The sequence below is a fragment of the Winogradskya humida genome, assembly GCF_016862215.1.
In the GTDB taxonomy this organism is placed as follows: domain Bacteria; phylum Actinomycetota; class Actinomycetes; order Mycobacteriales; family Micromonosporaceae; genus Actinoplanes; species Actinoplanes humidus.
On record NZ_BOMN01000062.1, the window covers coordinates 13,485 to 36,511 of the forward strand.

Annotated in this window: 25 protein-coding genes; 12 read left to right on the plus strand and 13 right to left on the minus strand. The window is 69.4% G+C overall.

The genetic code is table 11. From position 1 onward, the window contains the following. Positions 1-100 precede the first annotated feature (100 nt). The 4 genes from Ahu01nite_RS24630 to Ahu01nite_RS24645 all read right to left on the minus strand — a co-directional run bounded on the left by Ahu01nite_RS24630 (position 101) and on the right by Ahu01nite_RS24645 (position 5,379). Entirely contained in the window at positions 101-1,138 is a 1,038-nt protein-coding gene (locus tag Ahu01nite_RS24630) for a S1 family peptidase (protein ID WP_203839006.1), read from the minus strand. A gap of 187 nt (positions 1,139-1,325) precedes the next feature. Continuing rightward, positions 1,326-2,582, minus strand: coding sequence for an FAD/NAD(P)-binding protein (locus tag Ahu01nite_RS24635; protein ID WP_203838984.1), 1,257 nt, complete (start codon positions 2,580-2,582; stop codon positions 1,326-1,328). 667 nt (positions 2,583-3,249) lie between these two features. Beyond that, positions 3,250-4,830 carry a DHA2 family efflux MFS transporter permease subunit gene (locus Ahu01nite_RS24640; RefSeq protein WP_203838985.1) on the minus strand — a complete coding sequence of 527 codons (1,581 nt, stop codon included), beginning with the start codon at positions 4,828-4,830 and terminating at the stop codon, positions 3,250-3,252. 126 nt (positions 4,831-4,956) lie between these two features. Further along, positions 4,957-5,379, minus strand: a complete 423-nt coding sequence (locus Ahu01nite_RS24645; protein ID WP_438874824.1) for a winged helix-turn-helix domain-containing protein — start codon at positions 5,377-5,379, stop codon at positions 4,957-4,959. Positions 5,380-5,937: 558 nt separating this feature from the next. On the opposite strand from Ahu01nite_RS24645, the gene Ahu01nite_RS24650 reads away from it, so the two are divergent. Genes Ahu01nite_RS24650 through Ahu01nite_RS24660 form a run of 3 tightly spaced genes read left to right on the plus strand, consistent with a single transcriptional unit; the run spans position 5,938 to position 7,240 of the window. Next, positions 5,938-6,444 carry a flavin reductase family protein gene (locus Ahu01nite_RS24650; protein WP_203838987.1) on the plus strand — a complete coding sequence of 169 codons (507 nt, stop codon included), beginning with the start codon at positions 5,938-5,940 and terminating at the stop codon, positions 6,442-6,444. Between the two features lie 13 nt (positions 6,445-6,457). Continuing rightward, positions 6,458-6,916: an NADPH-dependent FMN reductase gene (locus Ahu01nite_RS24655; protein WP_203838988.1), complete on the plus strand. Its 459-nt coding sequence runs from the start codon at positions 6,458-6,460 to the stop codon at positions 6,914-6,916. A 12-nt stretch (positions 6,917-6,928) separates the two neighbouring features. Next, the gene (locus Ahu01nite_RS24660; protein WP_203838989.1) at positions 6,929-7,240 is read left to right on the plus strand and encodes a hypothetical protein; all 312 of its coding nucleotides are present in this window, start codon (positions 6,929-6,931) and stop codon (positions 7,238-7,240) included. 3 nt (positions 7,241-7,243) lie between these two features. Here the strand turns inward: Ahu01nite_RS24660 and Ahu01nite_RS24665 are convergent, their stop codons facing one another. Together Ahu01nite_RS24665 and Ahu01nite_RS24670 are read right to left on the minus strand one after the other, a co-directional pair. Further along, complete coding sequence (locus Ahu01nite_RS24665; RefSeq protein WP_203838990.1) at positions 7,244-7,933, minus strand: hypothetical protein; 690 nt, start codon at positions 7,931-7,933, stop codon at positions 7,244-7,246. Continuing rightward, a complete protein-coding gene (locus Ahu01nite_RS24670) occupies positions 7,933-8,361 on the minus strand; it encodes a hypothetical protein (RefSeq protein ID WP_203838991.1) in 429 nt (142 codons plus the stop codon). Before Ahu01nite_RS24670 ends, Ahu01nite_RS24665 begins: the two co-directional genes overlap by 1 nt. Positions 8,362-8,535: 174 nt before the next feature. Here Ahu01nite_RS24670 and Ahu01nite_RS24675 point away from each other — a divergent pair, with 174 nt between their 5' ends. Together Ahu01nite_RS24675 and Ahu01nite_RS24680 are read left to right on the plus strand one after the other, a co-directional pair. Then, complete coding sequence (locus Ahu01nite_RS24675; RefSeq protein ID WP_203838992.1) at positions 8,536-9,087, plus strand: hypothetical protein; 552 nt, start codon at positions 8,536-8,538, stop codon at positions 9,085-9,087. A 41-nt stretch (positions 9,088-9,128) separates the two neighbouring features. Further along, positions 9,129-10,034, plus strand: a complete 906-nt coding sequence (locus Ahu01nite_RS24680) for an alpha/beta fold hydrolase (protein WP_203838993.1) — start codon at positions 9,129-9,131, stop codon at positions 10,032-10,034. Here the strand turns inward: Ahu01nite_RS24680 and Ahu01nite_RS24685 are convergent. Continuing rightward, a complete protein-coding gene (locus Ahu01nite_RS24685; RefSeq protein ID WP_203838994.1) occupies positions 9,992-10,795 on the minus strand; it encodes an SDR family NAD(P)-dependent oxidoreductase in 804 nt (267 codons plus the stop codon). The two genes, Ahu01nite_RS24680 and Ahu01nite_RS24685, sit on opposite strands and share 43 nt — an antisense overlap. A 64-nt stretch (positions 10,796-10,859) precedes the next feature. Between Ahu01nite_RS24685 and Ahu01nite_RS24690 the strand changes: the two genes are divergently transcribed. Both Ahu01nite_RS24690 and Ahu01nite_RS24695 read left to right on the plus strand, forming a co-directional pair. Beyond that, positions 10,860-10,982 (plus strand): ribosomal protein bL36, encoded by a 123-nt coding sequence (locus Ahu01nite_RS24690; protein WP_203838995.1) that lies wholly within the window; start codon positions 10,860-10,862, stop codon positions 10,980-10,982. Between the two features lie 78 nt (positions 10,983-11,060). Further along, on the plus strand, positions 11,061-11,897 hold the full coding sequence (locus Ahu01nite_RS24695) for an alpha/beta fold hydrolase (RefSeq protein ID WP_203838996.1): 837 nt from the start codon (positions 11,061-11,063) through the stop codon (positions 11,895-11,897). A 37-nt stretch (positions 11,898-11,934) separates the two neighbouring features. Here the strand turns inward: Ahu01nite_RS24695 and lanKC are convergent, their stop codons facing one another. Next, a complete protein-coding gene (lanKC, locus tag Ahu01nite_RS24700) occupies positions 11,935-14,385 on the minus strand; it encodes a class III lanthionine synthetase LanKC (protein ID WP_203838997.1) in 2,451 nt (816 codons plus the stop codon). 80 nt (positions 14,386-14,465) lie between these two features. Between lanKC and Ahu01nite_RS24705 the strand changes: the two genes are divergently transcribed. Continuing rightward, positions 14,466-15,863 carry a hypothetical protein gene (locus Ahu01nite_RS24705; RefSeq protein WP_239159102.1) on the plus strand — a complete coding sequence of 466 codons (1,398 nt, stop codon included), beginning with the start codon at positions 14,466-14,468 and terminating at the stop codon, positions 15,861-15,863. Here the strand turns inward: Ahu01nite_RS24705 and Ahu01nite_RS24710 are convergent. Continuing rightward, a complete protein-coding gene (locus Ahu01nite_RS24710) occupies positions 15,860-16,762 on the minus strand; it encodes a pyridoxal-phosphate dependent enzyme (protein WP_203838998.1) in 903 nt (300 codons plus the stop codon). The two genes, Ahu01nite_RS24705 and Ahu01nite_RS24710, sit on opposite strands and share 4 nt — an antisense overlap. An 18-nt stretch (positions 16,763-16,780) precedes the next feature. Here Ahu01nite_RS24710 and Ahu01nite_RS24715 point away from each other — a divergent pair, with 18 nt between their 5' ends. After that, positions 16,781-17,449, plus strand: a complete 669-nt coding sequence (locus Ahu01nite_RS24715) for an HAD family hydrolase (RefSeq protein WP_239159103.1) — start codon at positions 16,781-16,783, stop codon at positions 17,447-17,449. Positions 17,450-17,609: 160 nt separating this feature from the next. Here Ahu01nite_RS24715 and Ahu01nite_RS24720 read toward each other — a convergent pair whose 3' ends face one another. Then, positions 17,610-17,903, minus strand: coding sequence for a hypothetical protein (locus Ahu01nite_RS24720; protein ID WP_203838999.1), 294 nt, complete (start codon positions 17,901-17,903; stop codon positions 17,610-17,612). Between the two features lie 384 nt (positions 17,904-18,287). Then, the gene (locus Ahu01nite_RS24725; protein ID WP_203839000.1) at positions 18,288-18,881 is read right to left on the minus strand and encodes a nucleotidyltransferase family protein; all 594 of its coding nucleotides are present in this window, start codon (positions 18,879-18,881) and stop codon (positions 18,288-18,290) included. 190 nt (positions 18,882-19,071) lie between these two features. On the opposite strand from Ahu01nite_RS24725, the gene Ahu01nite_RS24730 reads away from it, so the two are divergent. The 3 genes from Ahu01nite_RS24730 to Ahu01nite_RS24740 all read left to right on the plus strand — a co-directional run bounded on the left by Ahu01nite_RS24730 (position 19,072) and on the right by Ahu01nite_RS24740 (position 22,462). Then, a complete protein-coding gene (locus tag Ahu01nite_RS24730) occupies positions 19,072-20,841 on the plus strand; it encodes an alpha/beta hydrolase (RefSeq protein ID WP_203839001.1) in 1,770 nt (589 codons plus the stop codon). Between the two features lie 131 nt (positions 20,842-20,972). After that, the gene (locus Ahu01nite_RS24735) at positions 20,973-21,557 is read left to right on the plus strand and encodes a cysteine hydrolase family protein (RefSeq protein WP_203839002.1); all 585 of its coding nucleotides are present in this window, start codon (positions 20,973-20,975) and stop codon (positions 21,555-21,557) included. After that, on the plus strand, positions 21,554-22,462 hold the full coding sequence (locus Ahu01nite_RS24740; RefSeq protein ID WP_203839003.1) for a GlxA family transcriptional regulator: 909 nt from the start codon (positions 21,554-21,556) through the stop codon (positions 22,460-22,462). The genes Ahu01nite_RS24735 and Ahu01nite_RS24740 overlap by 4 nt, the downstream gene beginning before the upstream one ends. A gap of 13 nt (positions 22,463-22,475) precedes the next feature. On the opposite strand, the gene Ahu01nite_RS24745 is transcribed toward Ahu01nite_RS24740, so the two are convergent. Further along, positions 22,476-22,862 carry a hypothetical protein gene (locus tag Ahu01nite_RS24745; protein ID WP_203839009.1) on the minus strand — a complete coding sequence of 129 codons (387 nt, stop codon included), beginning with the start codon at positions 22,860-22,862 and terminating at the stop codon, positions 22,476-22,478. Further along, complete coding sequence (locus tag Ahu01nite_RS51855) at positions 22,805-23,023, minus strand: pentapeptide repeat-containing protein (RefSeq protein ID WP_369076638.1); 219 nt, start codon at positions 23,021-23,023, stop codon at positions 22,805-22,807. The genes Ahu01nite_RS24745 and Ahu01nite_RS51855 overlap by 58 nt, the downstream gene beginning before the upstream one ends. Positions 23,024-23,027 lie beyond the last annotated feature (4 nt).

Consider the following 23,027-nt stretch of genomic DNA (forward strand, 5'->3'; position numbering starts at 1 on the left):
GCCAGCTTGTGGGCCTCACGATCGAGCAGCTCGCGGTGCGAGAAGCACAGGGAAAGACCCCGGCGGGCGGCCGGGGTCTTTCCGTTGGTGGAAGCGTGGATCAGAAGACCGAGACGCCGTAGACGCTGAGCGGCTCGACGACGGGCTGGAAGTACGTGGTGCCGCCGGAGGAGCAGTTACCGCTGCCGCCCGAGGTGAGGCCCAGCGCGGTGGTGCCGGAGTAGAGCGAGCCGCCGCTGTCGCCGGGCTCGGCGCAGACGGTGGTGCGGATCAGGCCGGAGACCGAACCCTCGGAGTAGTTCACCGTCGAGTTGAGGGCGGTGACGCGGCCGGAGTGGATACCGGTGGTGCTGCCGCGGCGGTAGACCGTGGCGCCGACGGCGGGGGTGCCGGCGGAGGTGATGTCCTGCGAGCCGACCGCGCCACTCTTGGCGATGGTCGTGTTCGTGTAGCGGACGATGCCGTAGTCGTTGCCCGGGAAGCTCGTGCCGGCGCGGGTGCCCAGTGTGGCCGAGCCGTTGGTCCACGTGGTGGCGATGTTCGTGCAGTGACCGGCGGTCAGGAAGTAGTAGGTCGAGCCGCTGACCACGTTGAAGCCGAGCGAGCAGCGCGAGCCACCCGCGTAGATGGCATCGCCACCGGAGATCCGGGGGGCGAGGGTGCCGTCCACGATCTCCAGCGAGGCCTTGTCGCCCAGCTTGGCGACGGTCGCCTTGACGGCGGCCAGCTTCGCACCGGTGACGGTACTGTCGGCGGTGACGGCGACCTTGTTGCTCACCGGGTCGATGGCGAACGAGGTGCCGGGGGTCTTCAGGGCCGACTTCAGCGTCGACTCGGCGGCGGCCAGCTCCGCGCCGCTGCGCAGCACGTAGCGGGGAGTCGCGCCGGACGCGGCGACCTGGGCGGCGGTGGCGGAGTCGGTGACAGCGACGACGACGTTGCCGGTCGAGTCGATGTACGAGCCCGCGTCCTTGGCGCCGAACTGGCTGTCCAGCTTGGCGGAGAGCGCTGAGGGGGCGAACGACGGGTCGGCCTTGGGTGCGACGGGGGCGGCGGACGCGGGTGACGCGAACGCGCTGCCGGCAATCAGAAGGGCGGCCAGGCCGACGATCGGTCGGCCGAGCTTGGTGTTACGCACAGATTCCTCCAGGGGGATGGGGGTGGTACGCCAGATGTCCGGCGTACCAAGTGCCACCTGTAGTATCGAGAAGATTCAATGCGCACTCAAGGGTCACCATTCGGCCGCGGGGCCGCCCATACCCACTCTGAGCTGCTGAAACACCCTTTACATATCATTAAGTCAGGGGGTCAGTCGGGATGCCGCCTCAGGCCACCCCGGCCAGCGCGGCGTCGCTGCGCAGATCCGTGACGAGCCGCGCGGCCTGAGCCCGGATCTCCGGCACGGCCGTGGTCTCCCACTGCGTCCCGCGCCGCAACGGCCCGATCAGCCACAGCCGGTCGTGCACCCGGCCGTCGGCTGCGACCACCCGTCCGGACGGATCGATGGCGAGCCCGAGTTCGTGCGGGCCCACCTTCGCCGACCCGTCGTCGAGCAACCCCCGCACCAGCGGGCTCGCGGAGCCGGGCAGCTTGCCGGGGCCCGCGCAGTTCACGACGGCGGCATACTCCGAGAGCCCCGGCCAGGCCGCGACGCCGCCCCGGCGCACCTCCAGCAGCCCCTGACTCCGCAGCTCGACGACCCGATCGGCGATCGCGGGCGCCATCCGGTGCCGGTGACACTCCCAGGTGCGCGCCAGATGCCGCAGGAACGCCTCCTGCTCGTCGGGGGTCAGCGCCGTCCACAGCTTGTCGAGGAACGGCCGCATCCCGTCGACGACCGGTCGCCAGTCCCCCGCCTCACCGGCAGCGGACCGCACCGCCCGGATCACGTCGCGCAGGGTGGCACAGTCGTTCAGGTCGGGCGCGGTCGGCGGCGCCGCTTCGGCGGTATGCGTCAGCGGGAGCAGCCCCCGCCGGCTCACGGCCACGACGGGTGCGGTGCGACGCCCGTCCGCGGTCAGGGTCAGCGCGGCGTCGATCGCGGTCAGACCGGTGCCGACGAGCAGCACCTTCCGGTCGGGCGGCAGCGCTTCGAGCACGCCGGGCCGCCACGGATCGTCGATGACGTTCGGGTGGTCCAGCCGCTGCCGCGCCGCCCGGGGTCCACCCGTCGCCAGCACCACGTGGTCGGCGCGCAGGGTCGTACCGCCGGCGAGCTCCACCTCCCCACCCGGATCAACCCGGGTGGCCTCGGCCCGCACGACCCGCAGCCGGCCCGGGTGGCCTGCCGCAGCCCCATCCAGCACCGTACGCAGATAGCGCCCGTACTCGGCTCGCGGACGGAACTCCGCCGCCTCCGCACCCGCCCAGCGAGCGAAGTGCCCGGGATCGTCGGGGTCGGCGCTCATCGCCCCGGCCCGCGAGTTCAGAAAATGCCAGGGCCGTGCCTCACCGTACGCAACCCCGCCCCCGAGCTCCCCCGGCTCCACCACCACGACGTCGTCGTCACTACATCGAAGCAACTCCCCCGCCACCAGCACCCCGGAACACCCACCACCCACAACAACCACAGTCCGTCGCACGACACCCCTCCCCATCTCCTACAAACACGATAGGCATAACAGCCTTTCCCGGCCACCTCCCACGCCGCTCTCGACCCCGAAGCCCGTTATTTCCCACCTCATGGACGGGCTCCAGCATGCAGCGCGTGAGGTTACGCCCACCTGAACGCAGCCAGCACAACGACTCAACGCTTCTTCCGGCGCCGACCGGCGACAGCAAACCGTCAGTGGAGCAGCGCAGGCAGCGACCAGACCCCGCCACCACACCGGGATCGTCGATTCCCGCACGCATCGGCGGCCACGACCGTCACGATCCGTAACCCTGGCCGAAATGCATGTGTCATGTGTTGAACAACAATTGCCCAGGTTTGACAGCAAGAACGCTAAAAGTTGCGGCAGACGATTGCCCCGCACAATTTCCAGCGAATGTTTTGCTCCGACAGACCGGAGACGATCAATTTCCCAGATGGGCAACACGATGCGTTACCGGGTTGCCGTGTCTGGCGCGAGACAGCACAGGGGAACTCGGTTCGACCCGGTTCAGCCAGGAGTTGCAGGCCGCGCGGAGCCGGACCGGTTCGCCTTGCGGTTCCAGGCTCTGCTCGGCCGTGACCACGGGTTCAACGGCCCGAGACGCAGAAACGCGCTGCGTCCCAGAAGCTCGGGCGCAGCGCGTTTCTGCGTGAATTCAGTGCAGGATGACGGGGGCGGCGACCCGGTCGTCGGCGACCTCGCCCGGGGCCAGGGGCCGGGGGCGGCGGCGGGGTAGGAAGCCCGCGGGGATCAGGGTGGCCAGGATGATGAAGAAGGCCACCCAGAAGGTGGTGCCGAAGGAGTTGGCTACGAATGCCAGGCCTCGTTGGATGAGGTCGGCGGGGAACTGCTGGGCGATTGCCGGGTTCTGCTGGGAGGCGATCGCCACGCCGGCCTCGGTGAGTGGGGTGCCCGTGGCCGGGTCGGCTGCGCCGGGGATGGCCGGGGAGTCGTTCAGCTCGTTGGTCAGGATGACCGACATCAGAGCCGAGCCGACCGAGCCGGCGATCTGCTGCAGGATGTTGAGCAGCGTGGAGCCGCGGGCGACCTCGTGGTTCGTGAGGGTCTTCAGGGCCGAGGTCATGATGGGCATCATCGTGCCGCCCATGCCGAGGCCCATGACGAACAGTGAACCGCACAGCAGGAGGTATGACGTGTCCGTGCCGACCTGGGTGAAGGTGAAGAAGCCCGCGGCGATCAGCAGGACGGCGAACGGGACGGTTCTGCCCACCGGGATCCGGTCGGCAAGCGTGCCCGCGATCGGCATCGTGATCATCGCGCCGATGCCCTGCGGGGCCATGAGCAGACCCGCGTGCAGGGTTGTCTCACCTCGTACCTGCAGGAAGTAGCTGGGGAACAGCAGGCCCGCACCCATGAAGGCGACCGTGAAGACCGCCAGGGTGATGGTGGCGACCGAGAGGTTGCGGTCGCGCAGCAGGCGCAGGTCGAGCAGCGGGTGTTTCGGCTTGAACGAATAGAGGACGAAGCCGATGACGAGCAGTGCGCCGGCCGTCATGGGGAGCCAGACCTTCGTCGCGCTGAAGGTGCCCGCTTCGGGGACCGACGAGACGCCGTACAGGAAGAGAGCCAGGCCCGGGGAGAGCATGAGCATGCCGACGAAGTCGAAGGACTCGGACGGCTCGGGGTTGTCCTTGGCCAGGGCCCACTGGGCGTAGATCAGCGCGACCACGCCGATCGGCAGGTTGATCAGGAAGATCCAGTGCCAGCTGGCGATGTCGATCAGCCAGCCGCCGAGGATGGGGCCACCGATCGGGCCGAGCAGCATCGGGATGCCGAGGACCGCCATCAGCCGGCCGATGCGCTGCGGGCCGGCCGCGCGGGTCATGATCGTCATGCCGAGCGGCATCAGCATGCCGCCGCCGAGGCCCTGCAGGACCCGGTAGGTGATGAGCTGGCCGATCGAGTCGGCCGTCGCGCAGAGCACGGAGCCGAGGGTGAAGAGCAGCAGGGCCGCCATGTAGAGCCGCTTCGTGCCGAAGCGGTCCGCGGCCCAGCCGGTGAGCGGGATGACCGTGGCGAGGGCCAGCGTGTAGCCGGTCATCGTCCACGCGACCCGCGCGTACGACGCGTCGAACTCGGTCTGGAACGTCGGCAGGGCGACGCTTACCACGGTCACGTCGAGGATCGACATGATGGCGCCGAGTACGACGACGCCCGCGATCTTCAATACGGCGGCGTCCAGTTTGTCCGGGGCCGCCGGGGCTTGACTGGTCACAAAATCTCCTGAGGGAAGCCGGGTGCCGGAGGGAGCGTACCGAGGTACGCCCGTCCTCACCTGCCCTTTATCCCGACCCCGAGCGCCTCGCGCAAGCGGCCTTGCCACAAAGGCAAGATCTGGAGCTCAGTCGACCACCGTGATGGGCGCCTCGTCGGCCAGGCGGTAGCCCACGCCATAGACCGTCGTGACGATCTCAGGGTCACCGAGTTTGGTCCGCAGCCTGCTGACGTGCACGTCCACGGTGCGAACGGTGGTGTGGGTGTGACCCCAGACATGCCCGAGCAACTGGTTGCGGGTGAAGACCTGGCGCGGGTGCCGGGACAGGAAGAGCAGCAGGTCGTATTCGAGCCGGCTCAGGTCGAGGGTCACCCCGTCGAGGGACGCCGTGCGTGACCGCGGATCGAGGCGCAGGCCCGGCGGTGCGGGCTCGGAGGCCGGGGTGAACTCCGCGCCCGGCCCGGCGGCGGCCACGAGATCGCGCAGCGCGGCCAGGACCCGTTCACTCTCCTCGGAGCCGGGCGAGCCGAGGGTGATGGTGACGGTCACCGACGAGGCCAGGTCACCGGGGATCGACCGCAGGCGTGGGCGGGCGCGATGCTGACTCAGGTCGGCGACGGCGAGGACGGACATGTTTGCCTCCGGGGGGCGAGTCACCGCGGCCGGATCTCGGCGGCGGCTAGATACACTTCTCCCATGTGCGGGATAGGATTATAGGCGCACTACGGCACCTAGAATTCAAAGCGGAAGACGTGGCGCTGAAACTATGCGGCGCAACACCGGGCGCTCGCGCACCGAAGAAGGTCGATGGCGAGGCGGGACGTGAGTCGTTCGTCGCGCAACTGCATGGCCTCCACCCTTCTCTTCCGGCCCCTGCCGGTCAAACAAATCCAACGAGGGTCACACCGTGGACATAGCGGCCACTCTGCTACCCGGCGTCCCCCATGTCAATAAAAGCCCATAGGTTTACTAGGATATGAGATCACCGTTGACCTTCCGGTTCGGAAGAGGGACGGTAGGTCTCATGCCCACCTTCACCGATGGCCCCACGTCATCAAATTCTCATTTGGTGGAATTCGTCGGTGGACTCTCCTGGCAGGGGGACCGATGACCGACACCGACACCACCCTCGTGGACGCAGATCTATTCCGGTCGCTGTTGCGCCGGCACGCCGCCGCCGTCGTGGTGATCACCGCACCGGGATCGCCACCCGCCGGCTTCACCGCGACGTCGTTCACCTCGGTGTCGCTCGACCCGCCGCTGGTGTCGTTCGCCCTGGCGCACACGGCCTCCGCGTGGCCCGCCGTGCAATCGGCCGACACCATCGCGGTGCACGTCCTGACCCAGGAGCAGGAGCACGTGGCCCGTACGTTCTCCACCCGGGGCATCGACCGCTTCGCCGCGCACGGCGCCTGGCACCCCGGGCCGGACGGCGTACCCCTGCTCGAAGGGGTGCTCGCCACCCTGATCTGCCGGGTCAGCCAGCGGGTCGAGGCCGGTGACCACACCATCGTGCTGGCTGCGCCCTCCTTCGGCGAGCACCACTCGGACGCCACGGTGACGCCGCTGGTCTACCACGACGGCAGCTACGCGCATCTCAAACGAACCGCCTAGAAGGAGCTGTCGCATGAGTGGAATCGTCGTCGTGTCGGGCAACCCCCGCGCCGGGTCCCGCACGTCCACATTGGCCGCCGCCGTGGGCACCGCGCTGGGCGGGACAACCGACGTGATCGAGGTCGGCGCGCTGGGTGCCGGCCTGCTCACCCCCGGGGACGAGGCCACGGCCGCCGCGGTCGCCGCTGTGCAGGACGCCGACGTCCTGGTCGTCGCCACGCCCACCTACAAGGGCAGCTACACCGGGATCCTGAAGGTGCTGCTCGACCAGCTGCCGGCGAACGCCCTGGCCGGCAAGAAGGCCGTGCCGGTAACGGTCGCCGGCGTGGCCCCGCAGGCCGCGGCAGCCGCCGCGCTCCTCGCCCAACTGCTCGGCGAGCTCGGCGCCACCGTGCTCCCCTCGCTGCCCGTGGTGGAATCCGACCTGGGCGACGCCGAGACGATCGCCGCCAAGTACGTGGCAGCGGCCTGACACCATCGGCGGATGGATTACGTCATCGTTGCCGCCCTCGTGGCGAACGTCCTCGGCGTGTTCGCGCTGCTGCTCTCATCGTCCGGCCGCAGTCGCCGGGAGCGGCTGCAACTGACGGCGCAACTGACGGCGCTCGAGCGGAAACTCGACGCCGTGGTCACGCATCTCGGGGTGGTCATCCCGGGGCCGAGCTTCCCGGCGGTCGAGTCGCTGGTCCGCCAGGGGCGCCGGATCGAGGCGATCAAGCTGTACCGCGAACAGACCGGAGCCGACCTGCTCACCGCCAAGAACACGGTGGACATGATCGGCTCCGGTCCGTTCTGAGCCTTACTCAGCAGCCGCCACGGCTGCGGTGGTGCGGCGGCGGTCCCAGAGGCGGGCGGCTCCGACGAGGATCGCGGCGGCGGCCAGCGTGAGGGCGCCCCAGAAGACGTCCGGCTTGGAGACGGCGTCGTCGAACCACTGGGCGTACGCGAGGACTGTGGCGAACACGACCACCGCGACCCCCGGCAGCCCGGCCAGCGCACGACGGCGGCCGGAGGGGCGGATCAGGCCGAAGACCGCGTCACCGAGAACGAGCAGTGCCGCGACCGCGCATCCGCCGAAGGTGTAGGACCGCACCGGGATCGGGACGTCCGGGTTGTCGAGCCGGAAGACGATCAGCAGCAGGGCCGCGCCGAGCACCAGGGCGAGCACCGCGGCCGAGCCGAGCTCCCAGAGCCGGGGCAGCGGCCGGTCGCGGTCCTGACGCCTGCGGGGGATGTAGTCCCAGGCGCGGTCGGAGAACCAGCGGGCGGCGAGCGCGCCGAAGATGCTCAGCGCGAGGAAGACCATCACCGGTCCGAACCAGTTGAGGCTGAGGTAGCCGACGATCGCCGCGACCAGCGTGGCGACCGGGAGACTGGTGCACGCGCCGACCAGCCAGCCGTTGCGGAACCGGTCGCGGGCCTCGGGCAGGTCCAGCGGGTGGACGAGGTAGTGGGTGGCGGCGTCGGGGAGGGTGACTGTCTCTTCCATCAGATACTCCAAGGGGTCCGGTCGATGAAGGAGCCGGTGGCGCCCGGCCGGGCGATGTCGTAGACCTTCTGCCGGGAGACGCCGAGGCGGCTCGCGACGGCGACGGCGCTGAACTCGTCGAGCAGCGCCTCGACGGCGACCGCCCGGACGGCGGAGGCCCTGGAGGTCAGGTGCGCGGCGAGCGCGCCGACCTCGGCGGCGATCAGGGCGACCGCGAGCGGGCCGCCGAACGGCTCGGCCCAGTCATCGTCCTTCTTCTCGGTGACCGCCCGGAACAACTCGTCGCCGCCGTCGATCAGGGCGGCTCGGACCTGCACCGGGGTCACTCCGGCCGACGCGAAACGCTCGCGGACCGGGTCACGGGTGTCGGGTGGCCGATGCGCCAGGACGACGTCCCAGTCGCTGTCACCCCCGGGTTGACTGCTCATGGACCAAGCATGTGTCACCCCGGGGGTGACTGTCAACCCGGGGGCGACAATGCCTGCGAAAAACCTGTGGGTTCCTAGGAAAGCTCTCGCAAAACCACATAAAGGCAACCTCAAGGCCGATGCAACGGGCCGTAGGGGCCGACAGCCGGTCCTGCCGAGGAGGGAAGACCAGCAATGACTTCGATCAACGCGCTGAGCTCGGCGTCCAGCACCTACCGGTTACCGCCGCCAGGGTCGGGCACCCGGCCGGACCCGATGGCGGCGGTCGCCGACAAGCTGGGACTGAGCAGCAGCGAACTCAAGACCCAGCTCCAGGACGGCAAGAGCCTCAACGAGGTCGCCACCGCACAGGGCGTCAGCCACGACGACCTGCTCTCCGCGATCAGAGCGGGCATGCCGAAGGACACGAACGGCGCCGGCTCCATCCAGTCGGCCGAAAAGATCGCCACCACCAAGGGCCTGCCGCCGCCCCCACCCAGCGAGCGCGTGAGCGACACCGAGGGAACCACCGGACCGGGGGGAACACCCAAGGGGCAGAACACCGGCATCCGGGACCCGGAGACACTCGGCAAGCTCAGCGACCTGCTGGGCATGGACAAGGAAAAACTGAGCAGCTCGGCGACGAGCGCGACCAAGCTGGTCGAGATGCTCCAGAAGAACGGCGTCGACCTGGGCCAGCTCCGCAACGTGATGAGCAGCGGCGGCCTGGTCGACGTCGCCGCCTGACGGGTTGCCATGTTTTCATGGTGCAGATGTACCATGAAAACATGGCAGCCACCCTCAGCGCCTTTACCAGTGACGATGCCCGCGAGCGTTATCTCGCTACCGTGCGGCGGTTGATCGGGCGGTATTGGCCGGTCGAGCGGACCGAGACCCATGTTCCTACGAGCTTCGGAGACACCTACGTCATCCGGTCCGGTGGCGGGGACGGGGTGCCGTTCTTCCTGCTGCCGGGCTCCGGTGGCGGGTGCGTGATGTGGTATCCGTACGTTGCGGAGCTGGGCCGGGACCGGCCGGTCTACGCCGTCGACCCGATCGGCGAGCCGGGGCAGTCGACGCAGACCGAGCCGATCACCGGGGGTGCTGACTGGTCGCGGTGGCTGAGTGAGGTGCTCGACGGGCTGGGGCTCGACCGGGTGCACCTGGTCGGGACGTCGTACGGCGCCTGGGTCGCCGTTCAGCATGAGCTGGACCGTCCGGGGCGGGCCGCCAGCATCACGCTTGTCGACCCGGGTGGGTTCGGGCGGGTCACCAGGCGCTTCATGGCCTGGATCATGCTCAGCGGGCTCGCGTCGTTCACGCCTCGGCCGATCCGGCACCGCGCGGCCACGCTGCTGAACAACGCCACCCTGAAGTACGACGACGTGCACGAGCTGGTCGGCGGGTTGTTCAGGTTTCGCCGCCGGCTGCCGATGCCGGGCACGTTCACCGACGAGGAGCTGCGCCGGATCGGGACGCCGACGCTGGCACTCTTCGGGGAACGGTCGCAGATGCTCGACGCCGACGCGGTCGCCGCGCGGATGCGGTCGCTGCTGCCGGACGTGCGGACCGTGGTTGTGCCGGACGCCGGTCACGACCTGATCCTGCACAGCCCGGAGCTGATCACCGGCGAGATCCGGGGCTTCGCGGCTCAGCGGCCGGGCGGCCAGACGAAGGAGGGGTCGCGGAGGTAGTCGTCGCGGCGGTCCTCGAGCGCCATCCGCACCATGTCGAGGGCCCCGCGGCCGATCACCTTGCGCAGCGGCGGGTCGGGCTCGTCGAGAAAGTCGAGCAACGCCTTCGCCGCGACCGACGGCGGCTCCTCCGCTTCGGCGTCGTCGTCGGTGCCTCCGAACATCGCCGAGCGCACCTCGGCGTACGCGTCAAGGGGTTGGGCGAACCGCATGCTCGACCCGGCCCAATCGGTGGCGAACCCGCCGAGCTCCAGCAGATGCACCTTGATCCCGAACGGCGCGACCTCGTCCGCCAGCGCCGCACTCATCCCCTCGAGCGCCCACTTCGTCGCGTTGTACGCGCCGAACAGCGGCAGATGCCCCACGGCCCCCACCGACGAGACCTGCACGATGCGCCCCGAACCACGTGCGCGCAGGTGGGGCAGCACCGCCTGGGTCACCGCCGCCGCCCCGAAGAAGTTGACCGCGAACTGCTCCTCGAGCTCCGGGCCACTGAGCTCCTCGATCGCGCCGACCAGCCCGTACCCCGCGTTGTTGACCACGACGTCGGGCACGCCGACCGCCTTGACCACGTCCTCGACGACGTCGAGGACGGCAGCCCGGTCGGTCACGTCGAGGTGCCACGAGCGGACACCGTCCGGCGCGGTGCCGCCGTCGCGGACCGTGCCGGCCACCTCGTCGCCGTGCTCCAGGGCGGCCTCAGCGAATGCCCGGCCGAGCCCTCTGCCCACTCCCGTGATGAACCACAATCGTCGAGCCATGCCCCTACGAAATCATGGAATGCGAACCCTCGCGACGGCGTTACCCCCGCAGGAGGCAAACACCATGAAGGTTCGTAACTCGCTCCGCTCGCTCAAGTCCAAGCCGGGTTCGATCGTGACCCGCCGCCGTGGGCGTACGGTCATCATCAACCGCAAGAATCCCCGCTGGAACGGCCGTCAGGGCTGAGTCCGCGATAACGTGACAGCCGATCCGGGGACCCGCCGCCACGGGTCCCCGGTTTTCTGTCCGGTGCAGAATGGCCCGATGGAGCCCGTGATCCATCCGATCAGTTCGTCCGGCGCAGTGACCCTCACCGTCGAGGAATACGGCACGCCGGGCACTCCGGCATCGATTGTTTTCCTGCCCGCACTCGGCGTGCCGCTCGCCTATTACCGCAAGCTCCTCACGACCTGGTCCGGCCACGGCCGGCACGTCGTGGGGGTCGAGCTGCGCGGCATGCCACAGAGCCCGGTCGCAGATCTGAGAAAAGGATCCTTCGGGTACGCCAACCTGCTCCACGACGACCTTCCGGCTGTGTTCGCGGGGTCAGCGGTCGCGGGCGCCGACCGGATCGTGCTCGCCGGTCACAGCCTTGGCGGCCAGCTCGCTCTGCTCTCGGGTGCGGCCGGCAGCGTACGCACGGATGCCGTTGTGGCCCTGGGCACCGGAACAAGCTCCAAGTACGCCCACCGCGGCCCCCTCTCCCGCGCCCGCCGCGCCGCCGGAGTGCGTTTCGTCGGCGCGGTCACCAACTCCCTCGGCTACTGGCCGGGCCACAAACTCGGCTTCGCGGGCCGCCAGCCCCGCGGCCTCATGACCGACTGGGGTTACGAGGCCCGCCACGGCCGGTACCGCGTCCACGGCGACAGCACCGACTACGAGGCTGCGCTGGCCGGACTGGCGGTCCCGGCGCTCCTGGTGGACATCGCCGGCGACCGCATGATCCCGGCAACGGCGGTGGACCATCTCGCCCACCGCCTGCCGGGCCATGTCGACCGGGCGCACGTGCAGGCGTACCCGGATCATTTTCTCTGGGCCCGCCGCGCCCCGGAAAGGGTGGTCGACGCCGTCGAGACCTGGTTGAGCGCCCGCGACCTTTAGTTGCAGAGCAGCAGACTGAGGTGGCTACAGGCGACGCTCAGCGCGCTGTCCGGGTTTTCGTTGGTGCCGGCATCAGCTTCGTCCTCGGCGAGGAGTTCCTGGAGTTCGAGAATGCTGTCCATGATGGTGATCCTTCCGGTGTCACTCCGGCCGGATGGCCGGGCGTTGGTGGGGTGAGGAACGGCAGCTGTCCGGCGAGGGCGAGCAGAACACCGGCGGTGCCGGTGTGCACGTCCATGCTCAGACGCCGCATCGTGGTCCCGGGAAAGGCGATGCCGTCGGCGTAGCGCACGGCGTGCAACTCCAAGTTCTGCGGTGACTCGCCGGGCGCGGCCAGGAGCAGACCGGCGCGGCCCTGCATGAGTCCGGGATAGACGGTCAGGCGCGGACGGCACGCGAGACGCAGGTCCGGGAGCGCCCGCACAGCATCCGCATCGGGCAGATATTGCGCGAGCTCGGCGGCGACAACCGCCACTCCCGCACTTCCGGTGCCGAGGTAGGGCAACCGCCGCCTGCCGTCGCTGTACTGACGTCCGCCGGCCGGTCTGAACGCGCATCGGGCGAGGTCCCGGCCGAGCAACCTGTCCGCTTCGGCCAGCCAGCGGTCGTTGGCGGTCCGCTCGAACAGCCGCAGGCAGAGCAACGCGGGACCGCTCCACCCGGTGAGCAGGCCCGCGGGCAGATCGCCGTTCTGAGTGATCATCAGTTCCGCGATCGTCACCGCACGGTCGATGAAGCCGGCGCGACGGCGGTCCGCGAGGTCGAGCAGGGTCAGGCCGATCCCCGCGAGGCCCAACCCCAGATCCGGACCGTCGGGCAGTTCGTGCAGGTCGAGCAGGGCTTCTGCCCGGTCCGGGTGGCCGAGCCGGTCCAGGACGTAGGCGATGCCGTGGGTGCCGGTCCAGAATCCGGGCCGGTCCGGCATCGGCGCGGAGCAAAGCCATTGTTCGTACGCGGGAACGACCGCCTCCCCCACGACAGTGAGCGCGTGAAGAACACCGGCAGCGCCATAGCCGAATCCAGCCCCACCACTGCGGAACTGCTCGACATCCCCGGGGAACAGCCGATCCGGGCGTTCCGGGGTCGCCGACGCGTGAATCGCCCGCACCAGTGCCGGGATCGGATCCTCACCGGGCCAGCCGGGCTCCTCGCGGGCCGGCGCCCAGGCATCGCGCAACCGCCGCACGGTGGCGGGTGGTAGCTCGGGCGCGTGCCGCAGATGGGTGCCGAGCTTCTCGGGCGCGAGCTCCAGCAGCGGTGTCAGCGGGACTAGGAACGTCATCCGGATCGCGGCCAGCGCGTGGTGGTCGAGGTCGGCGCCACGGGTGCCCGGTGGGGCCCGGAACCCGGCGGCACCCAGCGTCGCGACAGCATCGTCGGCGATCGGCGACGCACACTCGAAGTCGATCAGGTGCGGTACGTCGCCGTCGCCGACGAGCACGTTGCGCGGATGCAGGTCGCCGAACACCCAACCGCGCTCGTGCACCGCCGCGATTAGCGTGTCGAGCCGGTCCGCCAGGGCCATCGCGCGCCGGCGGTAGGCCGTGTCGTCAGCGGCGTACATGTCGCTGTGCAGAGCGATCCACCGGCCGAGCGGGACGCCCGCGATCTCCTCCATCGCCAGGAACGTGTGCTCCCAGGCTTCGAAGAGTTCGTACGCGACGGGGATGCCCGGGATTCCGGCGAGCGAGCACAGCACCTCGTGTTCGCGTCTCAATCGGTGCACGGCGTCGTTGCCGGCCACGTCCAGCCCGGAGTGGGGACGAGCCTCCTTGAGTACGACGGTACGGCCGTCGCGTTCCGCCCGGTAGACGCCGCCGCCGTTGGAGAAGTGCAGCGCGCCGGTAACCCGGTAGGGCAGCTCGGTCCTGACGTCAGGACGGTCGAGGATCGCGGGCAGCGTCACCCAGTCGGGCAGCCGGAAAGAGGGCGAGCGGACATCCGGCACGAGTACGCCGTCGGGGCGGCGGATCGCCGGAACTCCGTCGACCATCAGGGGCTGGAAACCGCCGTAGCGCGCGTAGACCGGGCCGTCGCCGATTCGCCGGTCGCTGAGGATGTACGGCCCGGGGCGGCCGAGCAGCAGTTGTGCGAGGTCGGTGGCGGCTGTGGTGAAGTCGTGGGGGTAGACGGTGACGAATTTGCCGCTGCCGCCGCGGCTCGCGTACTTGCTGTTGCGTCTCAGCAGCGCGCCCGGCGAGGGCAGGTGTTTGAACGGCAGGCGTTCCCGGGTGCAGTAGTCCGCGACGATCGCCAGCGTGCCGGCGGCGGTGGCCGGGGTCGCCGAGACGTGTAGCTTCCAGCCCTGCTCGGGCAGGTCGGCACCGTTCGGCATCGCCATCCGCCAGTCTGCGGATTCCCGTACGGTCCACTCGCCCGGCGGCAGTCGCAGCTCGGGAAAGCCCTCCCCCCGCAGGCCCGGTGCCGGACGCTCGAAGAAGACGCTGCCGGGGAGGCAGTAGTCGTCGTAGGACCGGGTCGAGGGCACTAGCGATATATACCCTATGCGGCTTTTGTAAACCCGACCGGACGAGGTGCTCCGTGACCGGGATGGCCATACTGTCCGGCGTGAACGAGGTCGTGTTTCCCCGCGGGGCGGATGGTCGGCGCAGCAGCTCGGAATTCGGCCGGGCGGTGGTCGCCGACGCGCTGCGGGCCGCCGACCCCGGTGCGGCCGATGCCGCTGCCGCGGAGACCGATTGGCGCAAGGGCTATCTGCCGCACTTCCGGGCCCTGGTCGCAGCCGATGACGGGTACGCCACAGCCGCCGCCGGTCTCGACTCGGTGCACCGGCGGATGCGGGTGCAGCGCGACGGCGAGGACATCGCGCTGGACGACGTGTTCGCGCTCGAGGCCGAACCGCCGGCCACGTTCACCGTCGACGGCGGGGAGAAGGCGGAGACCGAGCTGCTCATTCCGTACGGTAAAGAGGTCCTTCGGGGTGACTCGCTCAGCCGGCAGCTCGACACCTGGGTGACCGCCGGCGTGCTCGAGGCCTCCGCCGCCGAGATGGTGCGTGAGGTCGCCGCGAACCCGGACTGGCTCGACCTCAGCGACCACCGGCTCGTGGTGCTCGGCGCGGGTGCGGAGCTGGGACCACTGCCGGCGGTCCTGGCCTGGGGCGGCACGGTGGTCGGCGTCGACCTGCCCCGGCCCGCGCTGTGGGAACGCGTCGCGCTCGCCGCCCGCAACGGCGCGGGACGGTTGATCGCGCCCGGCACGTCGCCCGCGGACGCCGGGATCGATCTGCTGAGCGGGCTGCCGGAGACCGCACGGTGGCTGCTCGGCGTCGAAGGGCATCTGGTTCTGGGCAATTACGTGTACGCGCCCGGGGGCGCGTATCCGTTGGTGTCTGCGGCTGTGGACGCTTTGGGCGTACATGTGCAGAAGCAGCGGCCTGGCACCGGGCTGGCCTTTCTCGCCACGCCGACCGACACCTTCGGTGTGCCGGCTGAAGTTGTGGCGCAGGCGACGTCGAACTACCGCTCACGGTCGGCGGCCGCCCGGGTGACCCACGCGGTCTCCGGCGGCCGGCTGCTGAAGCCGCACTACCCTTCCGATTCCGATGCGGTGCCGGCGATCGCCGACAGTCTGGTGCCGCAGCAGGGGCCCAACTATGCGCTGGCCAAGCGGATCCAGCGATGGCGTGCCTCGGTCGCACGGCAGTCGGGTGCCGAGGTGAGCTTCGCGGTGGCGCCGCCGACGACGACCCGGTCGGTGACCAGCAATCGACTGCTGGCTGCGGCGTACGCGGGTGCGCACCTGTTCGGGGTCGAAGTGTTCGCGCCCGCCACCAGCAACCGGTTGATGGCGGCGCTGCTCGTGCATCAGCTGCGCAACCCGCGGCCGGCGGCACCGCAGGCCTGGACCGACGAGAACGTGGGCGCTGTGCACGGCGGGCTGTGGCGTGTCGGTTACCTGCCCCGGACCGCCCTCGGGCTGGCCGCCGTCCGCGGGTTCTTTTAGACCAACAATCTGGGGAGCCCACCCGTGTGCAGGAAAACGACCTTGCCGCGGGGTTTCGCCGCGCGGAGACCGGCCATCGCGCGGCCGGTGTAGGTCGGGTCGAGGAAGATCCCCTCGGTGCGCGCGACCAGCGTCATCGCCGCGCGCACCGGCTCGGTCACCGTCGCGTATCCCGCGCCGACCTGCGTGCTGTCGATGCGCAGGCTTTCGCTGACCGCGCCCAGCTCGGTCCCGCCGGCCGCCCACATCCCGCCCTCGGCGGCCGCCCACATCTCGTTCAGCAGGCCCGCCACTGTCGCGCGTGGATCGGGCAGGGCGCCGACGTCCACGCCCAGCACCCGCTCGGGGCCGAGCTGCGCGACCAGCCCGGCCATCGTCCCGCCCGACCCGAGCGCGACCACGACCGTGTCCAGATCCGGCAACTGCGTGAGCAACTCCTTCGCACAGTCGACGTACCCCTGCGCCGACACCGCATTCGTGCCACCGAACGGAATCACGTAACCGTCCTGCGCGGCCGCGACCTCGGCAAGCGGATCGGTGCCGGCCCACACGATCCGCGCGCCGGCCAGCTCGTCGAGCAACAGGTTGCCGCGCATGGCCTCCGGCGCCGTCCCCGCCAGGACCAGGGTGCAGCTCAACCCGAGCCGCGCGGCGGCCGCAGCGGTCAGCCGCGCATGATTCGACTGCGGCGCACCCGTGGTGACCACGCCGGTCGCGCCGGCCTTGACCGCCTGCGCGCAGGTGTACTGAAGCTTCCGGACCTTGTTCCCACCACCACCGAGCCCGGTCAGATCGTCCCGCTTCACCCACAACTGCTCGAGCCCGATCGCCCCGGCCAGCCGCATCGCGGGCTCCAACGGGGTCGGCCAGGTCGCCAGCGGAACAGGCTTGATCGTCATAGCAATACAATGCCAGTCGTGACCGTACGCGCGGTGCTCCTGGACCTGGACGGCACGCTCGTCAACCACGACGCCGCAGCCGACGCGGCCCTGCGAGCCTGGCTCCCCACCATCGGCCACCCCGCCACGGACGAATCCGTCGCCCGCTGGACCGCCCTCCAGGAACCCCACCTCGCAGCCTGGCGAGCCGGCACCATCACCTTCGCGGAACAGCGCCGCCGCCGTTTACGCGATTTCCTCGGCACGGAGTCAACCCCCGACTCCCAGTTGGACGCCACTTTCGCCGACTACCTGAAACACTACGAAGCCGCCTGGCGCGCTTATGACGACGTCATTCCCGCATTACGCGCTCTGACCGTGCCTTGCGCGGTGCTGACAAACGGCTCAACCACCCAACAGAACAAGAAACTCATCCGTACGGGAATCGCCCACCTCATCGGCCCGGTGTTCACAGTCGACAACCTCGGCACCCCCAAACCCGATCCGGTGGCGTTCCTGCGCGCTTGCGAACGGTGGGGCTTCCAGCCACACGAAGTGCTGAGCGTGGGCGACAACTATGACCTGGACGTCCGCGCCGCCCGATCCGCCGGCCTCCGAGCCACCCACCTCGACCGCCACGACACCGGCCCCTTCACCGAACCCCACCGCATAACCACCCTGGCTGATCTCACTCTTCAGTTCAATTAACTCAATGCTTGCGGCATGCATCTGCGTGGCTTGAATCAACACTTGTAAGCCGGTCAAGGTAATCGATCTCGAACCCTCCGGGTCCACAAGCATCGATCAGGGACGCCATCGATGCGGCCAGAAGAGCCGGCTGGCACCTGAGGCAGACATCAGGCCACGGCTATGGACTGCCGAGGAGATTCTCGATGCCGATGTCGACCACATCGACGCCGCCGAGCGGTGACACCGGGCTCAAGACCTCCTGGACACCGCCGCCGAGAACGCGGAGGAGGTGGACCGCCTCATGGTGCTGGCGCAAAAATTCGACGAAGAGGCGAGCCATCTGACCCACAGCAGTCAACTGCGCGGCATTGAAGTATTGGGCCGAGACGGTTCCGCCGAGACATACGTCGGAGGCGCCGAGGAGCGAGTGACGCAGGCCACGGAGGTGGTAGCCGCAGCAGCACACCAGCAAGATCCAATACTGGCTGATCTGAGGACCCGCCTATCTCGATGGTGGGCATATCCGATATCGCCAAGCGGGTTCGGGTGACGCGCGAGGCCGTCCGCCTCTGGGTCGACGGAAAGCGCGGCCCGGGCGACTTCCCCGGAACCGGTCGGTTCCGCAGGCGGTGGCGAGCGGGGCTCCATGCGGATCTGGCAGTGGGCCTCGGTGAACGACTGGCTGCGTCACTATTACCTGCGCTAAGAAGGAGAGACGCTCTCGGTTGCCTTGACCGCCGAGATCAATGCCGCCCTCTCAGGCACGGCCTACCCCGCCAGAATGGCGAAGCGGACGCAGGTACGCAACCGTCATCAAACCCGAAAGAAGATCGTCAACGGCTGACGCGTGGGCGAGTCAGGCCTCGTCGTCGGCCGTGGTGTCGGGCTCGGGTGGGCCGGGTGGGATGTCGAGGTCGGTGTCGTCGGCGATGTCGTCCATCGGGACGACTCGGACGGTGTGGGCGTGGGTGCGCAGGTAGTCGCGGGCGCCTCGGTCTCCGGTGGCGGAGGCGGCGACGCCGGCCCAGTGGTCGCGGCCGAGGAGCACCGGGTGGGAGCGGCGGTTGTCGTAGCCGCCCATGGCGAGGGCGTCGGGGGCGGCGAAGGCGACGATTCGGCGTACGGCTGCGGGGGTGATGCCGGGCATGTCGACCAGAAGGACCACCGCCGCGTCGGCCGCGCCCGCGGCCAGCGCGCCCAGCCCGGCGCGCAAGGAGGACGCCATGCCGGTGTCCCACTCGGGGTTGTCGACGAAGTCGACGCCGGGGACGGCGGCGCGCACCCGTTCGGCCTGCGCCCCGACCACGATGTGGATCCGGTCGAGACCGGCCGTGCGCAGGGTGCGTTCCGCGCGCCGCACCAGCAGCGTGCCTTCCCAAGGCACGAGCGCCTTCGGCATGCCGTAACGACGCCCGGCGCCCGCGGCGAGGACCAGCCCGGCGACCTTCATACCGTAATCCTATTACTGGGTGAATTTTCCTCCACAGTGGGGCCGACGACCATTCCTGTTGCCCCTATCAAATGCGAGAAACATTTCCGATGAATGCCGTAGCGGCGCGTCAAAGAAAAGCATCGGCCACCGTGGGATACATATCTTGATGCTCTGCGGCAAACGGCCGCGGATCGCTGGAAGGGCGGCCATGCATTCTCTAGGAAAACGTCTCCTCGGTGTGGGAGCGGCGGGGGTGCTGATCGCGGTCAGCGCTGCGGTCCCGACCTCGGCGTCGGCGGTCGGCGCGGGGTCGGCAGCAGCAAAGGACCAGGCCGACACCGTTAGCGCCTTGGAGCGCAAGCGCGTCGACAGCGTCCCGACGCCGAAACTCGACTGGTACGAGTGCTGGGAGACCGCGGAGTGCGCCACCACGCGTCTCCCGCTTGACTACGACCAGCCGACCGGGGCGAAAACCGAGATCGCGGTGCTGCGAATCAAGGCGAAAGACCAGGCGCACAAGATCGGGACCCTGTTCGTCAATCCGGGTGGACCCGGCGGTTCCGCCACCAGTTTCGCGTATTCCGCGCAGTTTTTCCTGAGCGAGTCGATCCTCAAGCGCTTCGACATTGTCGGCTTCGACCCGCGCGGTATCGACGCCAGCCAGAACCTGCGCTGCTTCCCGTCGGTGAAGGAGCAGACCGCGGTTCTCTCGCAGATGAACGTGGCCTTCCCATGGGGCAAGGCGCAGGAGGACCGCTACATCGCCGCTGCCAAGAAGTTCGGCAAGGCGTGCTCGACCACCGGCAAATGGCTCGCCGGATCTATGTCGTCCGCCGAGGCGGCCCGCGACATGGACGTGCTGCGCCGGGCGGTCGGCGACCAGAAGCTGAGCTTCCTGGGCTTCAGCTACGGCACCGCGATCGGCCAGTTCTACGCCAACATGTTCCCGGACCGGTTCCGGGCCCTGACCGTCGACGGCGTCCTCGACCCGGAGCACTGGGTCGGCACACCGGCCACCGCCGGGCAGGAGCAGGACACGCGGCTGCGGTCGGGTGCCGGCGCGTACCGTGCGCTGATCGAGATCCTGCACCGCTGTGACGCCGCCGGTGAGGAGTTCTGTGTCTTCGCCGCCGGTGACCCGGTCAAGAACTTCGAGACCATCGCGCAGACGCTGCGAAAGAAGCCGCTCGTCCTGAAGGACGAGTGGGGCACCTGGACCATCACGTACGCGGACTTCGTCAGCGGCATCCTCGGCTCGATGTACGGCACCGACGCCGGCGACTGGGCCACGTACCTGATGATGGACCTGTGGAACATGCTGTTCCCGCCGACCCAGGAGGCCGCCGACGAGGCGAGGACGGCGCTGCTCGCCCGGATCAAGGAGGCCCGCGGCAAGCCGGCCCGCGACTTCTACTACAGCAACGGCTTCGAAGCCTTCGCCGGCGTGGACTGCACCGACGCGCTGCACCCGCAGGACGCCGGCGACTGGCCGGCCCTGATGGTGCAGGCCGACAAGCGGGCACCGTACTTCGGCCGCGCCTGGGGCTGGGGCACCGTGCAGTGCGCCCGCAACACGTGGACCGTCCGGGACGAGGACGCGTACACCGGCCCGTGGACCGCGAAGACCGCCGCGCCGGTTCTGTTCGTCGGCGCCAAGTGGGATCCGGCAACGAACTACGACGACGCGGTCTCGGCTTCCAAGCGTCTGCCGAACAGCCGGCTGCTGTCCAACACCAACTGGGGCCACACGTCCTACGGCACCTCGGACTGTGCCACCAACGCGATCGACACGTACCTGCTGACGGGTGCGCTGCCGGCGAAGGGCACCTGGTGTGACGGCGACTACCAGCCGTTCACCACACCGGTGGTCTCGGAGGAGGAGCAGGAAACGATGACCCTCTCGGAGGCTCGCAAGGAGCAGGGTCTGCCGGACGTCTCGCGCCCGGCACCGTACTCCATCTTCAATTCTCAAAGCTGATCTCCCGGGGCGGCGCTTCGGCGCCGCCCCGCTCTATCTGCCACCACCGGCCGGACCCCTGACCGGATCGTTCCGCTCCGAGACCTGGCAATGCCTTTATGAGTACGCCGTGAGCACGCCAGAATCAACGTATGACAAAAGCGCTCATCGTCATCGACGTCCAGGAATCCTTCCGCGCCCGCCCGTCCTGGAAAGCGGTCGGCAACCCCGACATCGCCAAGCCCGTGCAGGCACTGATCGACACCGCCCGCGCCGCCGGCGACCTCGTCATCTGGATTTTGCACAGCGAACCCGGCACCGGCGGTGTCTTCGACCCGAGCTCGGGTCACGTCCGCCCGTTCGCCGAGCTGTCCCCCGCCGACGGCGAGCCGATCCTGACCAAGACCTCGCGAAACGCGTTCACCACCACCAACCTGCAGCAGCTCCTCACCGCCGCGGGCATCCACGAACTCACGCTCTGCGGCATCCAGACGGAACAGTGCGTGGAGACCACCGCCCGGGTCGGAGCGGACTTCGGCTACACGATCACCTTCGTCACCGATGCGACCACGACATTCCCGATCGCCCACCGCTCAGCCCCCGCCGACCTGACCGTCGACGAACTCCTCGCCGACCCCCGCACCCTCCCGGTCGCCGACATCATTTCCCGCACCGAGTACGCCCTCGCGGGCCGGTTCGCTACCGTGACAACCGTGAGTGAGCTGACCGGATCGTGAGCCAGGTGGTTTTCGTCCTCGTGCCCGGCCTGCACCTGCTGGACCTGGCAGGGGCCGCCCAGGTCTTCTCGACCGCGGCCGGGTACGGGCACGACTACCGCCTCGCCTACGTCGCGGAGCACGAGCAGATCGTCACCCACCAGGGCGTCCCCCTCCTCGCCACGAAACAGTGGCCGGACCTGACCCCGGACGACCTGGTGGTGGTCCCCGGCTGGAGCGTCCGCCCCGGCACCACCAACGGCCACCTGCAGCAGCAGACCCTCGACCGGATCACCGCCCACCACACCGCGGGCGGCACGGTGGCCAGCATCTGCGCCGGCGCCGACGCCCTGGGCCGAGCCGGCCTCCTCGACGGCCGCCGCTGCACCACCCACCACGACATCCAGCACACCCTGGCCCGCCGCTACCCCCTGGCCGACGTCGTCCCCGACGTCCTCTACGTCACCGACGGCCGCGTGGTGACCTCGGCAGGCATCGCCAGCGGCATCGACCTGGCCCTCCACCTGGTCGCCACCCGCCACGGCCCCGCAGCCGCCGCCCGCGTCGCCCGCCAGATGGTCGTCTACGCCCGCCGCAACGGCAACGACAGCCAGCAGAGCGCCATGCTCCGCCACCGAGCCCACCTCAACGACGCCGTCCACCGGGTCCAGGACCGCATCGAAACCGATTTCAAGGAACAACTCCCCCTCACCGACCTCGCCCGCACCGCCGGAATCAGCGAACGAACCCTCACCCGCCGCTTCGAATCCGCCACCGGCAGCACCCCCCTCCGCTACCAGCAACTCCTCCGCCTGGAACGAGCCGAACACCTCATCAGCCACGGCGCCACCATCGAATCCGCCGCCCACTCCGTAGGCTTCACCGACGCCCGCATGCTCCGCCGCCTCCGCTCCCGCCCCCGCTGATCCCCACGGCCCGCTATTCGCGGCCGACCCATTCCAGCTCCGCGGTCGCATACAGGCTCACGGCAGCCGCAGGGTCATCGGCGGCACAGGCCTCCGCAACCGCGTCCAAGAGCTCGTCATAATCGGCCCCGGTCTCCCCCCTGTACGACGCCTGCATCCGCCCCCACTCGTCCCACGGCAACGTCTCCACCTTGTTCAGACAGGCCAGATCCCGAACGGCATTACCCCGAATCTCAGCCGGCCCCCAATTCTCGGTGCCGGGCACGCCGTACTGAGAAGCGTCGAGACCCCCGGAGCGATAGGCCACCCACGCCTCGCCCCCCGTCACGAACTCACCAGGCTTCAGATCAGTGGCATCCTCCACCAAGGACGCCCCCATGATCTCCGCATCAACGCGCACCCACCGCCACCGATCCGCCCGCCCCGGGTGGTCCCGCTCAGGTCGGCCCTGCTCAGGTCCGCCCTGCTCAGGTCCGCCCTGCTCAAGTGCGCCCTGCCCAGGTCGGCCCTGCTCAAGTGGGCCCTGCTCAAGTGCGCCCTGCCCAGGTCGGCCCTGCTCAAGTGC

Bases quoted from the DNA above. Each gene is read 5' to 3' on its own strand.
- Ahu01nite_RS24650 (WP_203838987.1), top strand. From the start codon at position 5,938: ATGACCGACACCGACACCACCCTCGTGGACGCAGATCTATTCCGGTCG.
- Ahu01nite_RS24655 (WP_203838988.1), top strand. From the start codon at position 6,458: ATGAGTGGAATCGTCGTCGTGTCGGGCAACCCCCGCGCCGGGTCCCGC.
- Ahu01nite_RS24660 (WP_203838989.1), top strand. From the start codon at position 6,929: ATGGATTACGTCATCGTTGCCGCCCTCGTGGCGAACGTCCTCGGCGTG.
- Ahu01nite_RS24665 (WP_203838990.1), bottom strand. From the start codon at position 7,933: ATGGAAGAGACAGTCACCCTCCCCGACGCCGCCACCCACTACCTCGTC.
- Ahu01nite_RS24670 (WP_203838991.1), bottom strand. From the start codon at position 8,361: ATGAGCAGTCAACCCGGGGGTGACAGCGACTGGGACGTCGTCCTGGCG.
- Ahu01nite_RS24675 (WP_203838992.1), top strand. From the start codon at position 8,536: ATGACTTCGATCAACGCGCTGAGCTCGGCGTCCAGCACCTACCGGTTA.
- Ahu01nite_RS24680 (WP_203838993.1), top strand. From the start codon at position 9,129: ATGGCAGCCACCCTCAGCGCCTTTACCAGTGACGATGCCCGCGAGCGT.
- Ahu01nite_RS24685 (WP_203838994.1), bottom strand. From the start codon at position 10,795: ATGGCTCGACGATTGTGGTTCATCACGGGAGTGGGCAGAGGGCTCGGC.
- Ahu01nite_RS24690 (WP_203838995.1), top strand. From the start codon at position 10,860: ATGAAGGTTCGTAACTCGCTCCGCTCGCTCAAGTCCAAGCCGGGTTCG.
- Ahu01nite_RS24695 (WP_203838996.1), top strand. From the start codon at position 11,061: ATGGAGCCCGTGATCCATCCGATCAGTTCGTCCGGCGCAGTGACCCTC.
- Ahu01nite_RS24710 (WP_203838998.1), bottom strand. From the start codon at position 16,762: ATGACGATCAAGCCTGTTCCGCTGGCGACCTGGCCGACCCCGTTGGAG.
- Ahu01nite_RS24725 (WP_203839000.1), bottom strand. From the start codon at position 18,881: ATGAAGGTCGCCGGGCTGGTCCTCGCCGCGGGCGCCGGGCGTCGTTAC.
- Ahu01nite_RS24730 (WP_203839001.1), top strand. From the start codon at position 19,072: ATGCATTCTCTAGGAAAACGTCTCCTCGGTGTGGGAGCGGCGGGGGTG.
- Ahu01nite_RS24735 (WP_203839002.1), top strand. From the start codon at position 20,973: ATGACAAAAGCGCTCATCGTCATCGACGTCCAGGAATCCTTCCGCGCC.